The sequence below is a fragment of the Sutterella sp. AM11-39 genome (genome assembly GCF_003472385.1).
In the GTDB taxonomy this organism is placed as follows: Bacteria; Pseudomonadota; Gammaproteobacteria; order Burkholderiales; family Burkholderiaceae_F; genus Duodenibacillus; species Duodenibacillus intestinigallinarum.
The window spans coordinates 74,757-93,810 of sequence record NZ_QRLV01000001.1; the positions used below are offsets into that span (position 1 = coordinate 74,757).

The 19,054-nt window shown below is 55.0% G+C and carries 17 protein-coding genes, 1 tRNA gene and 1 pseudogene; 13 read left to right on the top strand and 6 right to left on the bottom strand.

All coding sequences use genetic code 11. The features are described from left to right. Positions 1-128 precede the first annotated feature (128 nt). The 4 genes from serS to DW133_RS00395 all read right to left on the bottom strand — a co-directional run bounded on the left by serS (position 129) and on the right by DW133_RS00395 (position 6,032). Positions 129-1,424: a serine--tRNA ligase gene (serS, locus tag DW133_RS00380; RefSeq protein WP_118274121.1), complete on the bottom strand. Its 1,296-nt coding sequence runs from the start codon at positions 1,422-1,424 to the stop codon at positions 129-131. A 152-nt stretch (positions 1,425-1,576) separates the two neighbouring features. Continuing rightward, on the bottom strand, positions 1,577-2,854 hold the full coding sequence (locus tag DW133_RS00385; RefSeq protein WP_233542074.1) for a replication-associated recombination protein A: 1,278 nt from the start codon (positions 2,852-2,854) through the stop codon (positions 1,577-1,579). A gap of 149 nt (positions 2,855-3,003) precedes the next feature. Beyond that, positions 3,004-3,642, bottom strand: coding sequence for an outer membrane lipoprotein chaperone LolA (lolA, locus tag DW133_RS00390; RefSeq protein WP_118274125.1), 639 nt, complete (start codon positions 3,640-3,642; stop codon positions 3,004-3,006). Then, a complete protein-coding gene (locus DW133_RS00395) occupies positions 3,642-6,032 on the bottom strand; it encodes a DNA translocase FtsK (protein ID WP_118274127.1) in 2,391 nt (796 codons plus the stop codon). Before DW133_RS00395 ends, lolA begins: the two co-directional genes overlap by 1 nt. 196 nt (positions 6,033-6,228) lie before the next feature. On the opposite strand from DW133_RS00395, the gene DW133_RS00400 reads away from it, so the two are divergent. From DW133_RS00400 to DW133_RS00440, 9 genes are all read left to right on the top strand, one after another. Then, positions 6,229-6,564: a co-chaperone YbbN gene (locus DW133_RS00400; protein ID WP_233542063.1), complete on the top strand. Its 336-nt coding sequence runs from the start codon at positions 6,229-6,231 to the stop codon at positions 6,562-6,564. Positions 6,565-6,685: 121 nt separating this feature from the next. Beyond that, positions 6,686-6,761 (top strand) — tRNA-Ala (locus DW133_RS00405). Positions 6,762-6,976: 215 nt separating this feature from the next. Then, the gene (locus tag DW133_RS00410) at positions 6,977-8,374 is read left to right on the top strand and encodes a sodium-dependent transporter (RefSeq protein ID WP_118274129.1); all 1,398 of its coding nucleotides are present in this window, start codon (positions 6,977-6,979) and stop codon (positions 8,372-8,374) included. A 212-nt stretch (positions 8,375-8,586) separates the two neighbouring features. Next, complete coding sequence (locus DW133_RS00415) at positions 8,587-9,711, top strand: ABC transporter substrate-binding protein (protein WP_118274131.1); 1,125 nt, start codon at positions 8,587-8,589, stop codon at positions 9,709-9,711. Between the two features lie 24 nt (positions 9,712-9,735). Further along, positions 9,736-10,773: an iron ABC transporter permease gene (locus DW133_RS00420; RefSeq protein ID WP_118274133.1), complete on the top strand. Its 1,038-nt coding sequence runs from the start codon at positions 9,736-9,738 to the stop codon at positions 10,771-10,773. 52 nt (positions 10,774-10,825) lie between these two features. Next, entirely contained in the window at positions 10,826-11,401 is a 576-nt protein-coding gene (rfbC, locus tag DW133_RS00425) for a dTDP-4-dehydrorhamnose 3,5-epimerase (RefSeq protein ID WP_118274135.1), read from the top strand. Continuing rightward, a complete protein-coding gene (rfbD, locus tag DW133_RS00430; RefSeq protein WP_118274137.1) occupies positions 11,398-12,237 on the top strand; it encodes a dTDP-4-dehydrorhamnose reductase in 840 nt (279 codons plus the stop codon). The genes rfbC and rfbD overlap by 4 nt, the downstream gene beginning before the upstream one ends. Then, positions 12,230-13,273 (top strand): dTDP-glucose 4,6-dehydratase, encoded by a 1,044-nt coding sequence (rfbB, locus tag DW133_RS00435; RefSeq protein ID WP_118274139.1) that lies wholly within the window; start codon positions 12,230-12,232, stop codon positions 13,271-13,273. The genes rfbD and rfbB overlap by 8 nt, the downstream gene beginning before the upstream one ends. A gap of 46 nt (positions 13,274-13,319) precedes the next feature. Next, positions 13,320-14,153, top strand: a complete 834-nt coding sequence (locus DW133_RS00440) for an ABC transporter ATP-binding protein (RefSeq protein ID WP_118274141.1) — start codon at positions 13,320-13,322, stop codon at positions 14,151-14,153. 73 nt (positions 14,154-14,226) lie between these two features. Here the strand turns inward: DW133_RS00440 and DW133_RS10140 are convergent, their stop codons facing one another. Then, positions 14,227-14,544 (bottom strand): FKBP-type peptidyl-prolyl cis-trans isomerase, encoded by a 318-nt coding sequence (locus tag DW133_RS10140; protein ID WP_369907905.1) that lies wholly within the window; start codon positions 14,542-14,544, stop codon positions 14,227-14,229. Positions 14,545-14,574: 30 nt separating this feature from the next. Then, positions 14,575-14,898, bottom strand: a pseudogene (locus DW133_RS10145) (FKBP-type peptidyl-prolyl cis-trans isomerase); the annotation flags it as partial. Between the two features lie 533 nt (positions 14,899-15,431). Here DW133_RS10145 and trpD point away from each other — a divergent pair. From trpD to DW133_RS00465, 4 genes are read left to right on the top strand one after another with little or no spacing between them, the layout of a single operon-like run. Beyond that, complete coding sequence (gene trpD / locus DW133_RS00450) at positions 15,432-16,469, top strand: anthranilate phosphoribosyltransferase (RefSeq protein ID WP_118274145.1); 1,038 nt, start codon at positions 15,432-15,434, stop codon at positions 16,467-16,469. A gap of 32 nt (positions 16,470-16,501) precedes the next feature. Next, the gene (trpB, locus tag DW133_RS00455) at positions 16,502-17,737 is read left to right on the top strand and encodes a tryptophan synthase subunit beta (protein WP_118274147.1); all 1,236 of its coding nucleotides are present in this window, start codon (positions 16,502-16,504) and stop codon (positions 17,735-17,737) included. A gap of 30 nt (positions 17,738-17,767) precedes the next feature. Beyond that, positions 17,768-18,598, top strand: coding sequence for a tryptophan synthase subunit alpha (gene trpA / locus DW133_RS00460; protein WP_118274149.1), 831 nt, complete (start codon positions 17,768-17,770; stop codon positions 18,596-18,598). Then, complete coding sequence (locus DW133_RS00465; RefSeq protein ID WP_147408833.1) at positions 18,595-19,044, top strand: hypothetical protein; 450 nt, start codon at positions 18,595-18,597, stop codon at positions 19,042-19,044. The genes trpA and DW133_RS00465 overlap by 4 nt, the downstream gene beginning before the upstream one ends. Positions 19,045-19,054: the final 10 nt, after the last annotated feature.

The window sequence follows — 19,054 nt, forward strand, 5'->3', positions numbered from 1 at the left end:
AAGGCATATTGCCTATGTCAACATGGCATTCAAAAGCACAACGTTATGGCATTTTTGATGACCAGACAAAACGGGCGCCTTTTCGTTTGAAGGAAAAGACGCCCTGCCAGCTTTAGTCTTGTGCGCAATTACGCTTCAGGAACCAGCTTTTCAACGCCGCCCATGTAGGGACGCAAAGCTTCGGGCACCGTCACGGAACCGTCGGCATTCTGGTAGTTTTCAAGCACAGCCACAAGCGTACGGCCCACAGCAAGGCCCGAACCGTTGAGCGTATGGACAAAATGCGTACGACCGTCGGCGTCCTTGTAGCGAGCGCCCATGCGGCGAGCTTGGAAGGCTTCGCAGTTGGAGCAGGAACTGATTTCGCGATAAGTGTTCTGAGCGGGCAGCCACACTTCAAGGTCATAAGTCTTGGCCGAGCCAAAGCCCATGTCGCCGGTGCACAGCAACACTTTGCGATACGGCAGGCCGAGCTTCTTGAGGATGTTTTCGGCGCATGCCGTAAGTTCTTCGAGGTGCTCGTAGCTGTCATCGTCGCGCACGATGCGAACCATTTCAACCTTATCGAACTGATGTTGACGAATCATGCCGCGAGTGTCACGTCCATAGGCACCTGCTTCCGAACGGAAGCAAGGCGTGTGAGCGGTGATCTTGATGGGCAGATCGCTTGCCTTGAGCATCTTGCCCGAGACGCAGTTGGTAAGCGTCACTTCAGCCGTCGGAATCAGGTAAAGGGTTTCGCCCTTGCCTTCCTGACCACCCTTCTTGGCTGCAAAGAGGTCCTCCTCGAACTTCGGCAGCTGGCCGGTGCCACGAAGCGTTTCGGCCGTCACGATATAGGGCGTGTAGCACTCGGTGTAGCCGTGTTCGGTCGTGTGCATATCAAGCATGAACTGAGCAAGCGCACGATGCAACTTTGCAACTTGCCCTTTCATGTAGCAAAAACGCGAGCCGGAAAGCTTGGCGGCCGTATCAAAGTCCAAGCCCAACGGAGCACCGACGTCAACGTGATCCTTCACGGGGAAGTCAAACGTACGAGGCGTGCCCCAGCGGTACTGCTCAACGTTGTCGTGTTCATCGCGCCCCACGGGCACAGATTCGTGCGGCAAGTTGGGAATGCTCATCAGAAGTTCGTTCAGGCGTTCACGCACGCTGTCGAGCTGAGCGGACAGAGCGTTTAGCTTTTCAGGGATGGCAGCGGCTTCGGCCATGAACTGAGCGGCATCTTCGCCCTTGCTCTTTGCAATGCCGATCTGCTTGGAGAGCTGGTTGCGCAACGCCTGCAGTTCTTCCGTCTTGGTCTGCACTTCCTTGCGCTCGTTTTCGAGTGCGTTGAATTCCTTTTCGGGGAAGTCGAAGGGACGCGTCTTCAAGCGGGCGATCACTTCGGGGAGCTGCTTACGCAGCATATTGATATCGAGCATTTCTAACCTTCGATGATTTGATTTGTCGCACTGCAGTTATGACAGCAACATTCACTGTTGCGTTTGCAGGCCGATCTATAAGAGAATCCCATAGCAATCCAGCCCCAAAGGGTCTGAATCACACATAAATAAAAATTTTAGCACCGTGCGGCTTAACGCTTCCGTGCCTTTCCCTGCTTGGCCGCCTGTTCGTTGAGTTCACGCAAGCGCGCGAGTTTTTCGCCGATCTTAATTTCAAGTCCGCGGTCGGTTGGTTCGTACCAACGCATGCCTTCGAGCCCTTCGGGCAAATACACCTCCCCCGCGGCAAAGGCTCCCGCCTCATCGTGAGCGTAGCGATAGCCGTCGCCATAGCCAAGTTCATCCATGAGTTTGGTGGGAGCATTGCGAAGGTACATCGGCACAGGCCGCGTACCGTCTTCACGAATAAAAGCGCGCACCGAGTTAAACGCTTTGTAGACGGCGTTACTCTTAGCGGCAACAGCCAGGTACACAACAGCCTGAGCGAGCGCCAGCTCGCCTTCCGGAGAGCCCAACCGCTCATATATGTCAGCTGCATCCAACGCCACCTGCATGGCTCGCGGATCGGCCAGCGAAATATCTTCCACCGCCATCCGAATCAGACGACGGGCGATGTAACGCGGGTCGCAGCCGCCGTCGAGCATGCGGCACATCCAGTAAAGCGCCGCATCCGGATCCGAACCTCGTACACTTTTGTGCAGTGCGCTGATCTGATCGTAGAAGTTCTCTCCTCCTTTATCGAAACGCCGCAGACTCGAAGGCAGCGCGCTTCGCAGGAAATCTCCATCAATCACAGTCAGCTTTCGGTCGCGCGCCATGCCGCAGGTCACTTCAAGCGCATTGAGACATCGGCGTGCGTCGCCGTCGGCCGTTCCTATCACAATCTTGCGCGCATCATCGGTGAGTTCCAATCCGGGAAACTCGCGCTCAAACGCTCGGTCGATGAGTTCCGAGACCTCTTCGGCAGACAAAGGTTCAAGGACGTACACCGCTGAGCGACTCAGCAATGCCGAATTAACCTCAAAAGAGGGATTTTCCGTTGTAGCACCGACGAAAATGAAAAGCCCGGACTCAACATGCGGCAAAAACGCATCCTGCTGGCTTTTGTTGAAACGATGCACTTCGTCAACAAACACCAGAGTTGGGATATGCCTCTGCGCCATCGTCACACGTGCTTCTTCAACGGCTTCGCGGATTTCTTTGACACCGCTGAGGACTGCCGAAATCGCAACAAAGGGAAGTCCGAAAGCATCGGCCATGAGACGAGCAAGTGTCGTCTTTCCCACTCCGGGCGGCCCCCAGAGAATCATCGAATGCGGTCGGTGCGTTTCAAAAGCCACCCGCAAAGGCTGCCCCGGCCCCAGCAGCTTTTTCTGACCGATCACTTCATCTATCGTCTTCGGGCGCATGCGTTCGGCCAACGGCGCGAGCTTATTGAGCAAAAGCGCCGCTCTTGACGCCGCCTCGCTGGCGACCGACGACCGAATCGGCTGTTCGGGCTCAAGCCCTTCAAATAAGTCCTGAGACATCGTTTTGTCCTTGTCTGCCGAACATCGCCTCAGTGCGTATCCTGCAGCACATCAGCGCCCGAGGGAATCTTGAAGTCGAATGCGCCGGCCTCAATCTTGCCATTGGTTTTCACATCTCGGAACGTAAGCGTCACTGTCTGACCGAAATGGTCAAACAGACGCATGCTCGCCATCACGCCCTTGGCATCAAAGCCGATTTCAAAGCGACGATACGTGAAGTCCTCGACGAGCGGCTCGGCCGCCACCCAATCCAGACCGCCGTCGCTTTCCATATCTTTCAAGCGAAAACTTTTCTCAATGTCACCTTTGCCAAACAAAATGGCCGCCGGCGTGGCACTCATCGCTTCGGTGAGTTTTCGCACCGTCACTTGATTAAGATCAGGATCCCACACATAAACGGTTTTGGCATCCGAAACAATCGTTTGCGGATAAGGAGTCTTCGTTTCCCAGACGAACTTGCCGGGACGTTCAAACACAAACCTCCCTGCGCTGTCACTTCCGGCCGATTCCCCCTTCTTGTCGGTCACCTTTTGAACAAACTCTCCCTGCGCCGTTGTCGTCTTATCAGCAAAGGCCAACAGCGCCTCCTTGCCGGAAGCAGCCCAAACCGATGCACTCGAACATGCGGCAATAGTGAAGATCAGCGCATTAACCATTCGTCGAGTCATTACAGAGCCTCCGTATTGTCCTTGACGAGCACTTCTCGCTTGCCCGCAGGATTGGGCTTACTGACGATACCGGCCGCCTCCATGCTTTCAAGCAGATTGGCCGCGCGGTTGTAACCGATATTGAAGCGGCGCTGCACGAAGCTTGTGGCCGCACGCTTGTGCTGAATCACCATCTGCACGGCTTCATCGTAAAGCGGGTCGTTTTCGCCACTGCGCCGAGCTCCAGGACCACCGCTTTCACCCGCGGCAGAGCCCGTTTCCGGCTCGGTAACCGCGTCAACGTATTCAGGCGCACCCTGCGCCTTGAGTTCTTCCACCACGCGCAGCACTTCACTTTCGGCCACCATACAGCCCTGAACGCGCTGCACCCCCTGCCCCGGACGCTTAAAGAGCATGTCGCCCTTGCCGAGAAGGTCCTGCGCTCCGGTGTCGTCAAGCACCACCTGACTGTCAAAGCGGCTTGCCACCTGGAAGCAGACGCGCGCCACGATATTGGCTTTGATAAGCGGCGTCACGATATCCACACTCGGGCGCTGCGTGGCAAGCACCAAGTGAATGCCGGCAGCACGCGCCTTCTGAGCCAGACGCATGATCTGAGTTTCAACTTGCTTGCGGTTGATGAGAATCAAATCGGCAAGCTCGTCAATGAAGCAGACGATGTAAGCAAAAGGCTTGAGTGGAGTATGCGGTTCGGGCGCCTCGGGCGAAACATCGAACGGATCCATTATCGGATTACCGGCAGCAATGGCTGCGCTGACCTTGTCGTTGAAGCTATCGAAGCTTCTCACGCCCAGCTTACTCATCAGGTTATAACGGCGATCCATTTCGTTGACTAGCCAATTGAGCGCATTGGAGGCCTTGTTCATATCCGTCACCACCGGGCAGAGCAGATGCGGAATATCCTGATAAAGCGAAAATTCAACGGTCTTGGGATCAATCAGCACCAAGCGCAGACGATCCGGCGAGCTCTTGTAGAGTAGCGACAGAATCATCGTATTGATGCAAACCGACTTGCCCGAGCCGGTGGTACCGCCCACCAGAAGATGCGGCATCTTGGCCAAGTCGACTACCACGGGCTTGCCCGCAATGTCCTTGCCCAGGGCCAGAGACAGCGACGATTTGCTCTCAGTGAAGTCGGGGCTACCGATGATTTCCTTGAGGTACACCGCCAGGCGCTGTTTGCTGCCGTTGGGAATTTCCAGGCCCATATAGGGCTTGCCGGGAATCACGGGCACCACGCGCACCGAGTCCACTGACAGCGAACGCGTGAGGTCGCGGCGGATGTCATCAACTCGACTGCCCTTGACGCCGGGCGCAAGTTCAAGCCAATACTGCGTGATGACAGGACCGGCCTGCGCCCCCACGACGGTTGCGTCAATGCGATATGTCTTGAGTTTGGTTTCGATGAGGCGGCTGATCTTTTCTACCGTCTCTTCGCTGATACCGCGTTGATCAGAAGGCGGATCGATCAGGATCTCCAGATCAGGCCCCTTGACGCCTTCAGACGAAGTCGCGGCGGCAGCCTTGGCACGCTTGCTTCGTGTTGTAGCCGCAGAGGGGCGCTTGACAACATCCTTTACTTCGGCAGGAGCAGAAAGATCAGCCTCGACTTTTTCTTCCGTCGTTTCTTCGGTAGCTTCGTCTTGTTCAGAGACAGTCTGCGGCTTTTCCTTACGACGCGGCGTAGTGATGAATTTCACGATCGTTTCGAAAATCAGACCGAGTTTTTCGGCCAGATCAAACCAAGAAAAGCCAAAAACAAATGACAGACCGACGGCCGTTAGCAGCATAAAGAGGAAGGTCGAGCCCCAGATTCCGAAAAATGGCGTCACTTGGCTCGCCACAAATTGACCGTAAAGACCACCGGCACCGAGCGGAAGCGTCACGCCCGCATAACCGAACTGCAGCGTCTCCAATCCGACAGAGGCGCTCATAAGAATGACAAAACCGACGCTTGCGGACCAAGGACGAAGGCTGTATTGCACAGTATTGGCGCGAGCCCACAACGCCCGCACCATCTGCACACCGGAAAAAGCGAGCACCGCCACAACCCACCAGGCCGATCGACCAACCAGCCAGTAGGAAAAATCCGCCGCCCAGGCCCCAACGATGCCGCACAGGTTGGCGGCCTTTTGAGTGCCGGTTACGGAAAATCCGGGATCTGCCGGCGAATATGTGGCGAGCGAAAGACCGAACAATACGGCCAACGCGATGCACACGACCCAACCACCGGCAATCATGAGGTAGCCGGCCGCTCCGGAAAAGCGAGCAAACGCCTCGGCACGAGCGACCCTGGCCTGCTCCCGAGCTGCTTTCTGATCGGCACGTTGCTGCGCCTCTTTGTTTTCTCGCCATTCGCTGGCGATAGCGGGTTTCTTGGTTTTACGCATAGCCGATGAATTATAAGGATTTCCGCGCTTTTCTCGCCGTTTTGGACTTGTTCCCACAGCAAGATTTTGCGGAGTTTTCAACAGCTTGGAAGGTTGCGTACATTTGGCAAAACAAAATCAGATTACTCACAAATACCTAAGTCCACTTGTCGGATATACTGCCTCCATCTCATGTCTTTTCGAGGAACGTACCGCTATGCAGACCATGCCCAACATCACGATGGTAACTGACACCAACTTTGACTCGGTTGTCGCAGAAAGCCAAAAGCCCGTACTTCTTGCCATCGGCGCACAGTGGTGTCCTGACTGCCGCCGGCTCCAACCGCTGTTCATGCAATTCGCCAAGGACTACAGCGACAAACTGGTTTTTGCCAGTTGCGATTTCGACAACAACCCCGGCATCAAGGAAAAGTTCGATGTGCGTCACATCCCTGTGTTTGTCGTTCTCAAAGACGGCCAACCGGTCGACACGCTCATTGAGCCCAAGAGCATTGCTCCGTTCAAGGAATTTGTTGAAAAAGCAGTTGCCTAACGTTGAGAAATGGCGCTTTGAACCTCCGTTCGAGGCGCCTTAGGCTCTTGCTTTCAATGTCCGCCTCGGGCATAATGCCTCCTTCGCAGGCGTATGCTTGCGGTTGAAAAATTTGATCAGTGGGGGTGTAGCTCAGCTGGGAGAGCGCTGCGTTCGCAATGCAGAGGTCAGGGGTTCGATCCCCCTCATCTCCACCACTCAAAAGTCCGCCGATGTCCGCTCGCATCAGCGGATTTTTTGTTTGCAACAAGGCCCTCAACCGCCAGGAAATGCTCGAACAGACGCATTGTCATATTAGGTTATATGGTATAGTCGAAAATGGGTTAATAGTTGCAAGAAATCTGAGATCCCGAGCTTGTCTGCCGGGACTCTTTTTGCAATAGAAGAAAAACAAATTTTCGGGAGAAAACGGGTGAGTACACGACAAACCTGGTCAAGCCGCTTGACCTATATCCTGACCGTTGCCGGCGCGACGATCGGATTCGGCGCAACTTGGCGCTTTCCTTATCTCGTCGGTGAAAACGGCGGTGGTGCATACGTGCTCACCTTCATTGCCGTCATGATGCTCGTCGGCATTCCCATCATTCTCGTTGAAAACGTCATCGGCCGCCGCGCACAGGCCAACAGCGTCGACGCCTTTGCTTTGGCTGGCCGTGCTCCCGGCTATTCTCCGAGTCCCTTATGGAAACTCTTCGGCTACACGGGGCTTTTGGGCGCCTTCGGCATTCTCGCCTACTACATGGTAATCGGCGGCTGGGTGATCTCATACATCTGGCATATTTTCCTCGGCGCCGCAGGCGTTGCCGGAGGCCTGGACCTTTCGAGTCCTATCACGAAAGAACTCACCGAAAGTTTCTATTCCGACACAATTGAACATTCGCCCTTTGCAATCACCTGCTACACGCTCGTCTTCGTTCTCATCAACTGGGTGATCCTGCGCAAAGGCGTCATTCAGGGCATCGAACGCTCGGTGAAGTACCTGATGCCTCTGTTGCTGCTGTGCCTGCTGATCATGGTGATTCGCAACCTCACGCTCGACGATGCAGCAGCCGGCGTGAGCTTCTACCTGACGCCTGACTTCTCCAAAATCACACCCCGACTTTTCCTTGACGTGCTCGGCCAGGTGTTCTTTGCCCTGTCACTTGGTTTCGGTGTGATGATCACGCTTTCTTCGCACCTGAACCAGAAGGAAGACATGGTCAAGACAGCTGTTATTACAGGCATCATCAATACGCTGGTGGCCGTAATGGCGGGCTTCATGATCTTTCCGTCGCTCTTTAGCGCTAATTTGGCTCCCGATTCCGGCCCGTCTCTGGTCTTCAAGTCTCTTCCGATCGCATTCTCCGAAATGTTCCTCGGCAACTTCTTTGCGATCGTCTTCTTCCTGTTGCTGGTGATTGCTGCTCTGACGACGTCGCTGACCATCTATCAAGTGATCATCAGCGTGCTTGTTGAACGTCTGCGCATCAGCCTGGGCCGCGCCATCAATCTGACGCTTGGCGGCATCTTCCTGTTCGGCAATCTGCCTTGCATTCTTGCCTATGGTCCGTGGCGCGACGTACGCATTCTCGATCGCAACATTTTCGATGCGTTCGACTTTGTGAGCGGCAACATCTGCTTTGTGATCACAGCACTCGGCGCCACCATTTTCGTGGGTTGGATTATGAAAAACAACGCCAAGGACGAAATCGACAACTGCGGTACGCTGCCGCATAAAACCACCGGCCTTTGGTTTGTCTGGGTGCGTTATGTTATTCCGGTTGTGATCATTGCGATCTTCGCGTACGGCCTGCGAGGCTTCTTCGCCTAACAGCGGGTTGTATCCGATCGGACAGGAAGCGCTTCTAACTTGAGGCGCTTCCTTTTTTTGTTCCTCCGGATTGCCCGTTTCTGCCAAATTCTTGTTCACTGTTGTCGTACGTCTTTCGAGCTATGGCATCCTGAAAAAGCACGGGTATCATACGAAAAGCAAAAACATCATACTGGCGGCAGTCGCGCGCCGTCCTCTTTGAGATTTCGGATATGCTCGGTCGTCTTTTTCAATCCGCTACCCTTGTTTTGCTTTTCGGCATGTTGTCGCTGAGTGCCGCTGCCGCCCCCATAACCGTCACCGATCTCGAGAATCGCACGATCACGCTCAAAGAGACGCCGCAGCGCATCGTCGTGGGAAACTACATCCTTAACTTTCTGATGGTGGGCGGAACCGAGAGTTTGAAAAAAGTCGTCGCCCTGCCTCAGGACGGCTGGCAGGCCACGCGTTTTGGCGAATACACTGCGCTGATGAAGTCTTTTCCTGAGATCAAGAAAATCCCGAGCATCGGCGGCTACCACGACAACATTCTCAACACGGAAAAGATCATTTCGCTCAAGCCCGATCTCCTGCTGATCAACAAGAGCCAGTACGCCGACAACAACAAACGCGTCGAAGTTCTTCAGAAAGCCGGCATTCCGACCGTGGTGCTCGACTACCACGCGCTTACCGCTGCCAATCACACTCAAAGTACGAAAATCCTAGGCGAACTGCTCAATCAGAAATCCACGGCCGAAAGTCTGAATCGACGCTATCTTGAAATTGCCGACATCGTTCGCGAGCGCGTCTCCAAACTCCCCGAATCAGCCAAAGCCCGCCGCGTCTACGTCGAAACCGGAAGCAAAGGCCCGGGCGAATATGGCAACACATACAACAAGGGCGTGCTCTGGGGCGGCATTCTCAATCAACTGCAGGCAAACAATATTGCTGCGGACATGAAGCAGCCCTACGCAGCACTTTCCCGCGAATACGTGATAGCACACAATCCGCAAATTGTTGTCATCACCGGCAGCATCTGGCAAGGTGCTCATGACACCGATCAAATGCGCATGGGGCTTTCCGTCTCCCCCAAAGAAGCACAATCGCGGCTGCGAGGCTTTGCCTCTCGTCCCGAATGGAAAACCCTTGAAGCCGTCAAAACCGGAGAGATCTACGGCGTTGACCACGGCTCTCTCCGCTCCATGGTTGACTACACGTATCTGATGGATCTCGCCAAAATCATCTACCCTGAAACATTTGCCGATTTTGATCCGCTTGCCGAATACAACCGTTTCTGGAAAACATATCTGCCTGAAGTTGACGGCTCGGGAACATTCTTCATCAAGCTCGAACGCTAAACCGATCGCAAAGGAAATCGTACCGTGAGCTGCGACCTGCAATACCGACTTCAAAGCCGAAAACGCCTGCGGATTCTCGCTGCCGGTGTTGTCGGAGTCGTTTTGCTTGCCTTAGCAGACCTGATGACGGGCTCTTCCGGCATGAAACTTGCCGCGGTGCTTCAGGCTCTGCTGCAAGGGCCAGAAGCCGGCACAGCTGAAGCCGTCATCGTCTGGTCCATTCGTCTGCCGATGACGCTGACGGCTTTCTTCGTGGGGGCCGCCTTATCGTTGGCTGGTCTGCAAATTCAAAACATCACCGGCAATGCATTGGCAAGTCCATCAACACTGGGGATTTCCTCAGCCGCCGGATTCGGCGCAGCCGGCGCCATCACCGCCGGATTTACGATTTTCGGTATGCTTTGGCTCGGCACGGCGCTTGCCGCTTTTTCCATGGCCATCATCGTGTCTGCGGCCATCTACTGGCTCGGCGGCCGGCGCGGCATGTCGCCTTCGACCGTGATCCTTGCGGGCATCGTCATGAACTTCTTTTTCATGGCTCTGCAGCAATTCCTGCAGTACCATGCAAGCCCTGAAGTCGCGCAACTCATCAGCGGCTGGACCTTCGGAAATCTGGAGCGCAGCACATGGACCAGCACGGCAGCAGCCGCTGGCGCCGTGATCGCCGCAGCGGCATATTTGATCGGGCGCTCGTGGGAGTTAACGACGCTCACCATCGGTGAAGAAAGAGCCTTGAGCCTGGGCGTTCCCGTGCGTCGTCTTCGCGTTGTCGCTTTTGGCATTAGTGCGCTGTTGATCGCCTGCTCTGTTTCCTTTATCGGAACCGTCAGCTTCGTCGGATTGGTTGCACCGCATCTGGCCAAATTGACGCTCGGTGAAGATCAGCGCTATCTTTTGCCGGGAAGTCTTTTGACCGGCGCCATGCTGATGCTCGCAAGTTCCGTGGCCGCTAAACTGCTCTCGGCCGGCGCCGTCCTACCGGTCGGCATCGTCACAAGTCTTGTGGGTGTGCCGTTCTTGCTTGTTTTACTTTTGCGCAGCACTCACGCCCGTTACGCCTAAGCCGCGTCATTGCTTTGTTTCTGAGACCTCGAAACTATCGAGAAGTTCGCTCATGCAGATTCTTTCAACCGCCATCGCCGACATTGTGCTGCTTGCGCCCGCCGTCTACCGAGACGATCGCGGCTATTTCCTGGAGTCATACAACCGCCGTACGCTTGCTTCGCTCGGCATCCAAATTGACTTTTCGCAGGACAGCGCCTCGTTTTCTCGGCGAGGCACACTAAGAGGACTGCATTTTCAGAAGGGCGAGCACGCTCAAACCAAACTCGTGCGTGCGGTATGCGGTCGCATTCTGGATGTGGCGCTGGATATTCGAGCGGGTTCCCCCACCTTCGGACAGTATGTTGCAGCCGAACTCTCCGACGAAAACAATCTGCAGATGTACATTCCCAAAGGGTTCGCTCACGGCTTTGCTGTTCTCTCTGAGATCGCGCATGTGGCTTATAAAACCGACGCCTACTACGCCCCCGAAAGCGAGGGTGCGATCAATGCCACAGATCCGGATCTTGCCATTGATTGGCAACTGGGCGGCACCGTTTGCCTGCAGTCCGGCAAGGACAGAGCGGCCTCTTCCTGGCAGCATTATTGCCAAGCGCCCGCCTTCCACTATGAAGGAGCTCGCAAATGATCTTGATCACTGGCGCCAGCGGTCAATTGGGACAAGCGCTTACCGCGCTCTGTCAAAGACGAGGCATCGCTTGCCGTGCGTATTCTCGTCAGCAACTGGACATCTGCAATCAAGCCCGCGTAAAAGCTTGTTTTGACCTCGAGTCCTTCGACTGCGTAATCAATTGCGCGGCCTACACCGCCGTTGACGCCGCCGAAAATGATCCGCAAACCGCTTTTGCCGTCAATGCCGAGGGGCCCCGGATTCTTGCCAAAAGCGGCGTACCGGTTATTCACGTGTCAACTGATTATGTCTTTGACGGAAAAAGTTCTTTGCCATACGGCACCGATGCCCCCGTCAATCCGCTCTCGGTTTACGGCCGCAGCAAGCGCGCCGGAGAAACCGCGCTTCTCTCAGGCGGCTTTTCGGGCCTGATCGTGCGCACGGCATGGCTTTACAGTAAGAAAGCGGGCAGCCGCAATTTCTATCAAACCATACGGCAACTCGCATCAAAACAAAACAATCTGCGCGTCGTCAACGACCAGATCGGCGCGCCCACGCTTGTCGATGATCTGGCAAAAGCATTAGTTTCGCTCTACGAGCAAAAGGCACACCTGAAACCAATGCGGCTTTTACACTTTACCAACGCAGGAAGCGGCTCGTGGTATGACTTTGCCTGTGCCATCGTGCGGCATCTCGATTTGTCCTGCTGCATCGAGCCCATTGCTACGAGCGACTATCCGACAAAAGCAAAACGACCGTCCTACAGCGTGTTGTCGCTCGACTCGCTGCAATCTTACGCAATTGAGCCGCGGCATTGGCTGACGGCCTTGACGGAAGATTCTTCCCATGTTTGAAAAAAGCATTCTCGTCACCGGCGGCGCCGGCTTTATCGGAATCAATTTCGTGGCGTACTTTGCGCACACCTACCCGAACTATCGTCTGATCGACCTGGATGCGCTCACCTACGCGGGTTCTCGCTACGCCTTTGACGCACAAGCGCAAATGCCAAACGTCGTGCCTGTCGAAGGTGACATCCGCAATGCCGAGCTCATTCGCGATCTCCTCGAAAAATACGACATCACGGGTGTCATCCATTTTGCCGCTGAAAGCCACGTTGACAATTCCATCGTCGATCCTCTGCTTTTTGTCGACACCAATGTCAACGGAACCGTGGCGCTGTTAAACGAATCCCTTCGCTACTGGAAACGCAAGAGCTGTCTGGCTCAAGCCCGCTTTCATCACATTTCCACCGATGAAGTCTACGGAAGCCTCGGCGAGGAGGGCTTTTTCACAGAAAAAACGCCCTATGCGCCCAACGGCCCCTATTCGGCAAGCAAAGCCGCTTCGGACCTGCTCGTTCGCGCCTATTGCCGCACGTACGGCTTGAACGCGACGATTTCTAACTGCTCCAACAACTACGGCCCCTGGCAGCACAGCGAAAAACTCATTCCCACCATCATCCGCAAGGCTCTTGCGCACGAAGCGATACCGCTTTACGGCAACGGCAGCAACGTGCGCGATTGGATTTGGGTGATGGACCACTGTCGCGCCGTTGACAAAATCTTTCACGACGGTCAAGCCGGCGAAAGCTATAACGTGGGCAGTCACGAGGAACACTCGAATCTGGACATGATGCGCATCGTCTGCCGTCTGTTGGATCGACTCGAACCCTGGAACGGACACAGCTACGAAGAGCTCATCAAAAACGTCACCGATCGCCCCGGTCACGATTTCCGCTATGCCATTGACGCAAGCAAAATCCGCCGTGAGCTCGGCTGGAACCCCGAAATGTCATTTGAAACCGGCATCAAACAAACGGTACAGTGGTATCTGAGCCTTCATCGCCAACGCACAAATCAATACAAAATAAACGACGAAGACGAAAGATAACAGCAAAAGTCACCTTTCAAAAGAGAAATCTCACAAGGACTGAGCTATGGGGCACACTCATCCGCACGACCATGACCATCATCACGAAAGCCTATTGAGCGGGCTCGACCGACCGGTTCACACCGACCTGAAACTAAGCATCGAGAACCTTTCTGTGTCGTTCGGCAGCAAAACCGTTCTCTCCGACGTTTCGGCTGACATCGCAGGCGGCGAACTGGTAAGCGTCATCGGTCAGAATGGTTGCGGCAAAACCACATTGCTCAAAGCCGTGGCAGGGCTCGTGAAAGCAACCGGGCGAGTGCTCGCCACCGAAAACAGCAAAACCCTCTCCAACAGCGCCGTGGCGTATGTTCCTCAGCTCACCGCCGTCCAGAGTCGCCTCACGGTGTTTGAAATGGTGTTGCTCGGACTCGTGAATGATCTTTCGCTTACGGTCGACGGCAAAACGTTTGACCGCGTTGATGCAGTACTTCACGCCATGCACATTAATGAACTAGCCTCCGAACCGGTCCTGTCTCTGTCGGGCGGCCAAAAGCAACTCGTTTTCATGGCGCAGGCTTTTGTTTCCTCTCCGCGCGTGTTGCTGCTTGACGAACCCACAAGCGCTCTGGACCTGCGTCATCAGCTCATCGTGATGCAAGCGGCACGCCGATACACCGAGCGCACGGGTGCCGCAACCGTGTGCGTCGTGCATGACCTGATGGTCGCCGCCCGCTTTTCCGATCGTCTCATCATGCTTGACCACGGTCGCGTGCGAGCCTGCGGCACTCCAAAAGAAGTATTAAAGCCCGATATGCTCGAAGCCGTGTATCGTGTGAGCACTCATGTGGGCCTGACCGAACCGGGCTTTATCAACGTGGTGCCGATCGAACCGCTTTGAACCCAGCGCAAACAAAAGCACCGGGCGAGAAACATTCGCACCGGTGCCTATCGTCGACTCCGAGAATCAGCCGTTACATTTTGGCGACTTTGGTGAGCTCAACGTCAAAAATCAGCGTAGCGTAGGGAGGGATCACACCGGGGTAACCCTGTGCGCCGTAGGCGAGATTGTAGGGAATCGTAAGCTTGCGCTTACCTCCCACCTTCATGCCTTCAATGCCCTGCTCCCAGCCGGCAATCACCATACCCTGTCCAAGCGGGAATTCGATCGGCTCACCGCGCGGGATGCTCGAATCAAACACCGTACCGTCGGTGAGCTTGCCCGTATAGTGCACGCTCACAACCATACCGGGCTTGGCTTCTTCTCCGGTACCGATCTGCACTTCATCAATTTCGAGCTCGCCGGGTTCGGGCACTTCCTCCACCTCGAGAAGCTCAACTTCAAATTCGAGCGTTGCATTGGGAGGAATCACGCCGCCGGCGCCGTATTCGCCGTAGCCGTATTCAGGAGCAATCACAAGCTTGCGCTTGCCGCCCACCTTCATGCCGGCAAAACCTTCGTCCCAACCGCGGATCACCTGACCGGCACCAAGCGTAAAGTCAAACGGCTGGCCACGCGGAATACTCGAATCGAACACCGTGCCGTCGGTGAGTTTGCCCGTGTAATGCACGGTGATGCGCGCGCCTTTTTTTGCTTCGGCGCCGTCGCCGACCACGATGTCGGTAATCTGAAGAGGTTCGGTCATATTTTGGTTTCCGTTGTTTAGGCCGTCGGTTTGCGGCCAAATGGTTGAACTTGGCCCGTATCTTGCCGAGATTTCCTCGTTGGAGCAAATCTTTGGCTCTCAAATGCTGTCTCTAGGCAAGTTACCTTATTGCGGCTTACCGAAAGTCTAGGTAAAGTAAGCGCAACAATCGGTACGTTCTACCGAAAATTCTCTTTTCTTGGATAACAGATGATGTACTCGACAAAGCTTTTCAACCAGTTTTGGTGGTGGCACCTCCCATAGGGCGGGTGCGCTTTGTCACGTCACAACAACGAGTGAAGTTTGAGAAGAAGAACCCGCGGACAACAAGGTCAGCGGGTTTTTTCTTATCCTCAAAAAACCACCAGACAAGGTCCGCGGATCAACAAAAAAAAGGATCTGCAAAATGAAGTCTGCCGTAACACACAAGGATCTTTCCTTCGTCCTGCCGCCTGCTCCGTACTGGCGCCTCTGATGTTTCTCTCAGCTTGGCATCTGCATGACAAACAACACGACGAAAAAGGAAATCCAAAATGACACCGGCTCTTGAACTTCTCTACGCTTCTCAGGACCTTTCGAGCGAACAAACCGAAGAACTCTTTACCAAAATCTTTAACGGCGAAACCGACCCGGCCGTCTTTGCATCCATTCTGACCGCCCTCAAAATGAAGGGTGAGGCTCCTTCTGAAATTGCCGGTGCAGCTCGTGCCATGGTTCGCGCCGCACGGCACTTTCCTCGTCCCGAAGGCATCGAAATCGGCGAAATCGTCGGTACGGGCGGCGACGGCAAACAATCAATCAACGTTTCAACCATTGCCGCACTCGGTGCCGCGTCCAACGGCCTATTCATCGCAAAACACGGCAATCGTTCCGTTTCGTCGAAAACCGGCGCCTCGGATCTGCTGACCGCCTTGGGATTTAATATCGCCCCTGCCCCCGAACAAGCGGCCGAACTCCTTGTCCGAACAGGGTTTGCATTCTGTTTTGCTCAGCTCTACCACACTTCCATGAAAAACGTGATGCCGGTACGTTCCGCTCTCGCTACCCGCACCATCTTCAACATCCTCGGCCCGCTGACCAATCCTTCGCATCCCGACTATGCCGTCATCGGCGTTTACGACACGGCTCTGATCAAACCGGTCGCACAAACGCTCAAAGAACTCGGCATGAAACGCGGTTTTGTCGTACACGGCAGCGGTTACGACGAAGTTTCCGTTTCCGGTCCTTCGGAATATGCCCGACTGTATGAAAACGGCGACATTCAGACCGGTCGTTTTACGCCGGCCGATTTCGGCATCACGGCAAAGTACACCGAAGAAGACGTCAAAGGCGGCCTGCCGGAAGAAAACGCACGCATCGCGCAAGCCGTTTTGAGCGGCCGCGGTAAACCCGCACACAACGACATGGTTTGCGCCAACATGGCGCTTCTGCTTTTGGCCGGCAACCGAGTTCAATCGATAGCCGAAGGCGTAGAGCTCGCGCGCCAGACCCTTGCAACCGGACGCGCCCTTGGAATCGTCGAAGCACACCGCGACTTTGCCCGGAACGGCACGCTCGCGCAAGCCGCTTAAACCACATTCGCTACAAGAGAGGACACATCAAAATGCTGTTGAATCCGTTTTTTGGCAAGTTCGGCGGTCAATTCGTTCCCGAGCTGTTGATTCCGGCCTTGGATCAGCTTGAAAAGGCTTTTGTCGAAACAAAGGATGATCCGAGCTTTCAAGCCGAGCTCAACGGTCTATTGACCACCTACGCCGGTCGCCCCACGCCGATTACGCTGTGCCGCAATCTCACCAAGGGCACCAAAGCCAAGCTCTATCTCAAGCGAGAAGACCTTGTGCACGGTGGCGCACACAAAACGAATCAAGTGCTCGGTCAAGCACTTTTGGCAAAACGGATGGGCAAAACGCGCATCATTGCGGAAACAGGCGCAGGCCAGCACGGCGTAGCCACCGCCATTGTCTGCGCTCTGATGGGCTTTGAATGCCGCATCTATATGGGCGCCAAAGACGTAGCTCGTCAAAAGCCCAACGTGCTTCGCATGGAATTGATGGGCGCCGAGGTTTATCCCGTCACCGAGGGAGCTGCCACGCTCAAGGAAGCATGCAACGCAGCTTTGCGTGACTGGGCCGGTAGCTTCGAGAACACACACTATATGCTCGGTACGGCAGCCGGTCCCCATCCCTACCCCACGATTGTGAAGCAATACCAAAAAATTATCGGTGAAGAAGCCAAACGCCAGCTCATGGAAGTCGAGCATCGTCTTCCCGACGCCGTTGTGGCATGCGTGGGAGGCGGCTCCAATGCCATCGGAATTTTCACGGACTTCATCAAGGAAAAAGACGTCCGACTGATCGGTGTGGAACCCGGCGGCTTAGGCATTGAAACGGGTGAGCACGGCGCACCGCTCGGTCACGGCCAGGAAGGCATTTTCTTCGGGGCAAGATCCTTCAATATGCAAACGCCCGACGGACAGATCAAAGAATCGTATTCCATTTCCGCAGGCCTTGACTTCCCGTCGGTGGGTCCGGAACACGCATACCTGCAGAGCATCGGCCGCGCACAGTATGTCAACGCCACCGATGAAGAAGCACTGCTTGCCTTCCGTGACTTGTGTCTGCATGAAGGAATCATTCCGGCACTCGAAAGCAGTCACGCGCTCGCGCATGCCCTGCGAATGATTCGAGAAAATCCCGACAAGGAACAGATCATTCTGTGCAACCTTTCCGGCCGCGGCGACAAAGACGTCAATCAGGTGCTTGATCGTTTTGAGCGCATCGGACTCTTTAAGGACGGTCACATGAACCGCGAGGCTTACATCAACGCCACAACGCTTTGACCCCAGGTGATTTAGTGAAGGACAACCATCATGACCGATCGTTTTGCAAACCTCTTTAACGCGTTGAAAGCCCGAAAGGACGGTGCTTTGGTTCCGTTCGTCAACCTATGTGATCCGACACCAGAAAAAAGTCTCGAAATTTTGGAGACCTTGACTGAAGCCGGCGCCGACGCTTTTGAACTCGGCATTCCGTTCTCCGACCCCAGCGCCGACGGTCCGGTGATTTGCCTCAGCTCCAAACGTGCACTTGCCAATGGTTCTGACACGCAAAAATGTCTGCAGGTCGTACAACAGTACCGAGCCAAACATCCCGATATGCCGATCAGCCTCATGATCTACATCAACCTCGCCTACGCACCGGGGCTTGATCATTTCTTCGCTCAGTGTCATGAAGCCGGCGTTGACGCAGTGCTGATTCCCGACATTCCAAGTTCGATGCGCGCCAGAGAATCGGAATGGGATACAGCTGCACGCGCGCACGACGTACAGCTGATCAGTTTGGTTCCTCCAAACGCCGACGCTGACAAGATACGCCGCATTTCTCAGCACAGCGAGGGCTATATCTATCTGATGTCGAGAAGCGGCGTCACCGGTACAGATCGCGCCGCCGGCATGCCCACGCATCATGTCGTCGAACTCATGAAAGACGCCGGCGCCCCGCCTGCCTTACTCGGTTTTGGCATCAGCAAGCCCGAACATGTCGCCGAAGCAATGGCTCACGGTGTTGACGGCGTTATCGTCGGCTCGGCCTACGTGCGCATCATCAATGAAAATCTCAATGATGACCGAGCACTCAAATCCCAGCTTGCTTCTTTCACCCGACAAATGAAAGAAGCGACCTGCGGGCGACTGCTCGCTTGAAGTTCACGGGCGCCTTCAGGGCGCCCATAATTTCCTGTCGACCTACAGCAGCGACCATTGAGCGCAGCGTCTGTCAGTTTGTGGAATACTTTGAGTTCTTTTCCAAGCAGCGCACTCAACCTCGCGCACCATACGGCGTGACCGTATCGCTTGCTGACCTGCTCGCAGGCCGCATCGTAGAAAGTGCGGCTTTCAGCACGGCCACCGGTGCGACACCAAAGTCTCGACGTGCTGTCATCCCGGCCAGCCTGTATGCCCGCTATGTCGTGCGCAGTTCTCTGGAGTCGCAAATTGAACACGCGGAAAACTTCTTGCAACTTCTTAAAGCTCGTCACCTTAAGCCCGTCGGAGATTTGTACATTCACGACTTGATGAGTTACTCCCGCGTGGACACTCACGAAGGTTATCTTTCTAAATTTCTGATCCGCGTCGAACGCACCGAATAAAACCATTTTT

Excerpts from the sequence above, each read along its gene's own strand:
- rfbB (WP_118274139.1), top strand. The coding sequence starts at position 12,230 with ATGTTTGAAAAAAGCATTCTCGTCACCGGCGGCGCCGGCTTTATCGGA.
- serS (WP_118274121.1), bottom strand. The coding sequence starts at position 1,424 with ATGCTCGATATCAATATGCTGCGTAAGCAGCTCCCCGAAGTGATCGCC.
- DW133_RS00395 (WP_118274127.1), bottom strand. The coding sequence starts at position 6,032 with ATGCGTAAAACCAAGAAACCCGCTATCGCCAGCGAATGGCGAGAAAAC.
- trpB (WP_118274147.1), top strand. The coding sequence starts at position 16,502 with ATGCTGTTGAATCCGTTTTTTGGCAAGTTCGGCGGTCAATTCGTTCCC.
- DW133_RS00385 (WP_233542074.1), bottom strand. The coding sequence starts at position 2,854 with ATGCGCCCGAAGACGATAGATGAAGTGATCGGTCAGAAAAAGCTGCTG.
- trpA (WP_118274149.1), top strand. The coding sequence starts at position 17,768 with ATGACCGATCGTTTTGCAAACCTCTTTAACGCGTTGAAAGCCCGAAAG.
- DW133_RS00440 (WP_118274141.1), top strand. The coding sequence starts at position 13,320 with ATGGGGCACACTCATCCGCACGACCATGACCATCATCACGAAAGCCTA.
- trpD (WP_118274145.1), top strand. The coding sequence starts at position 15,432 with ATGACACCGGCTCTTGAACTTCTCTACGCTTCTCAGGACCTTTCGAGC.
- DW133_RS00400 (WP_233542063.1), top strand. The coding sequence starts at position 6,229 with ATGCAGACCATGCCCAACATCACGATGGTAACTGACACCAACTTTGAC.
- rfbC (WP_118274135.1), top strand. The coding sequence starts at position 10,826 with ATGCAGATTCTTTCAACCGCCATCGCCGACATTGTGCTGCTTGCGCCC.
- lolA (WP_118274125.1), bottom strand. The coding sequence starts at position 3,642 with ATGACTCGACGAATGGTTAATGCGCTGATCTTCACTATTGCCGCATGT.
- rfbD (WP_118274137.1), top strand. The coding sequence starts at position 11,398 with ATGATCTTGATCACTGGCGCCAGCGGTCAATTGGGACAAGCGCTTACC.
- DW133_RS00415 (WP_118274131.1), top strand. The coding sequence starts at position 8,587 with ATGCTCGGTCGTCTTTTTCAATCCGCTACCCTTGTTTTGCTTTTCGGC.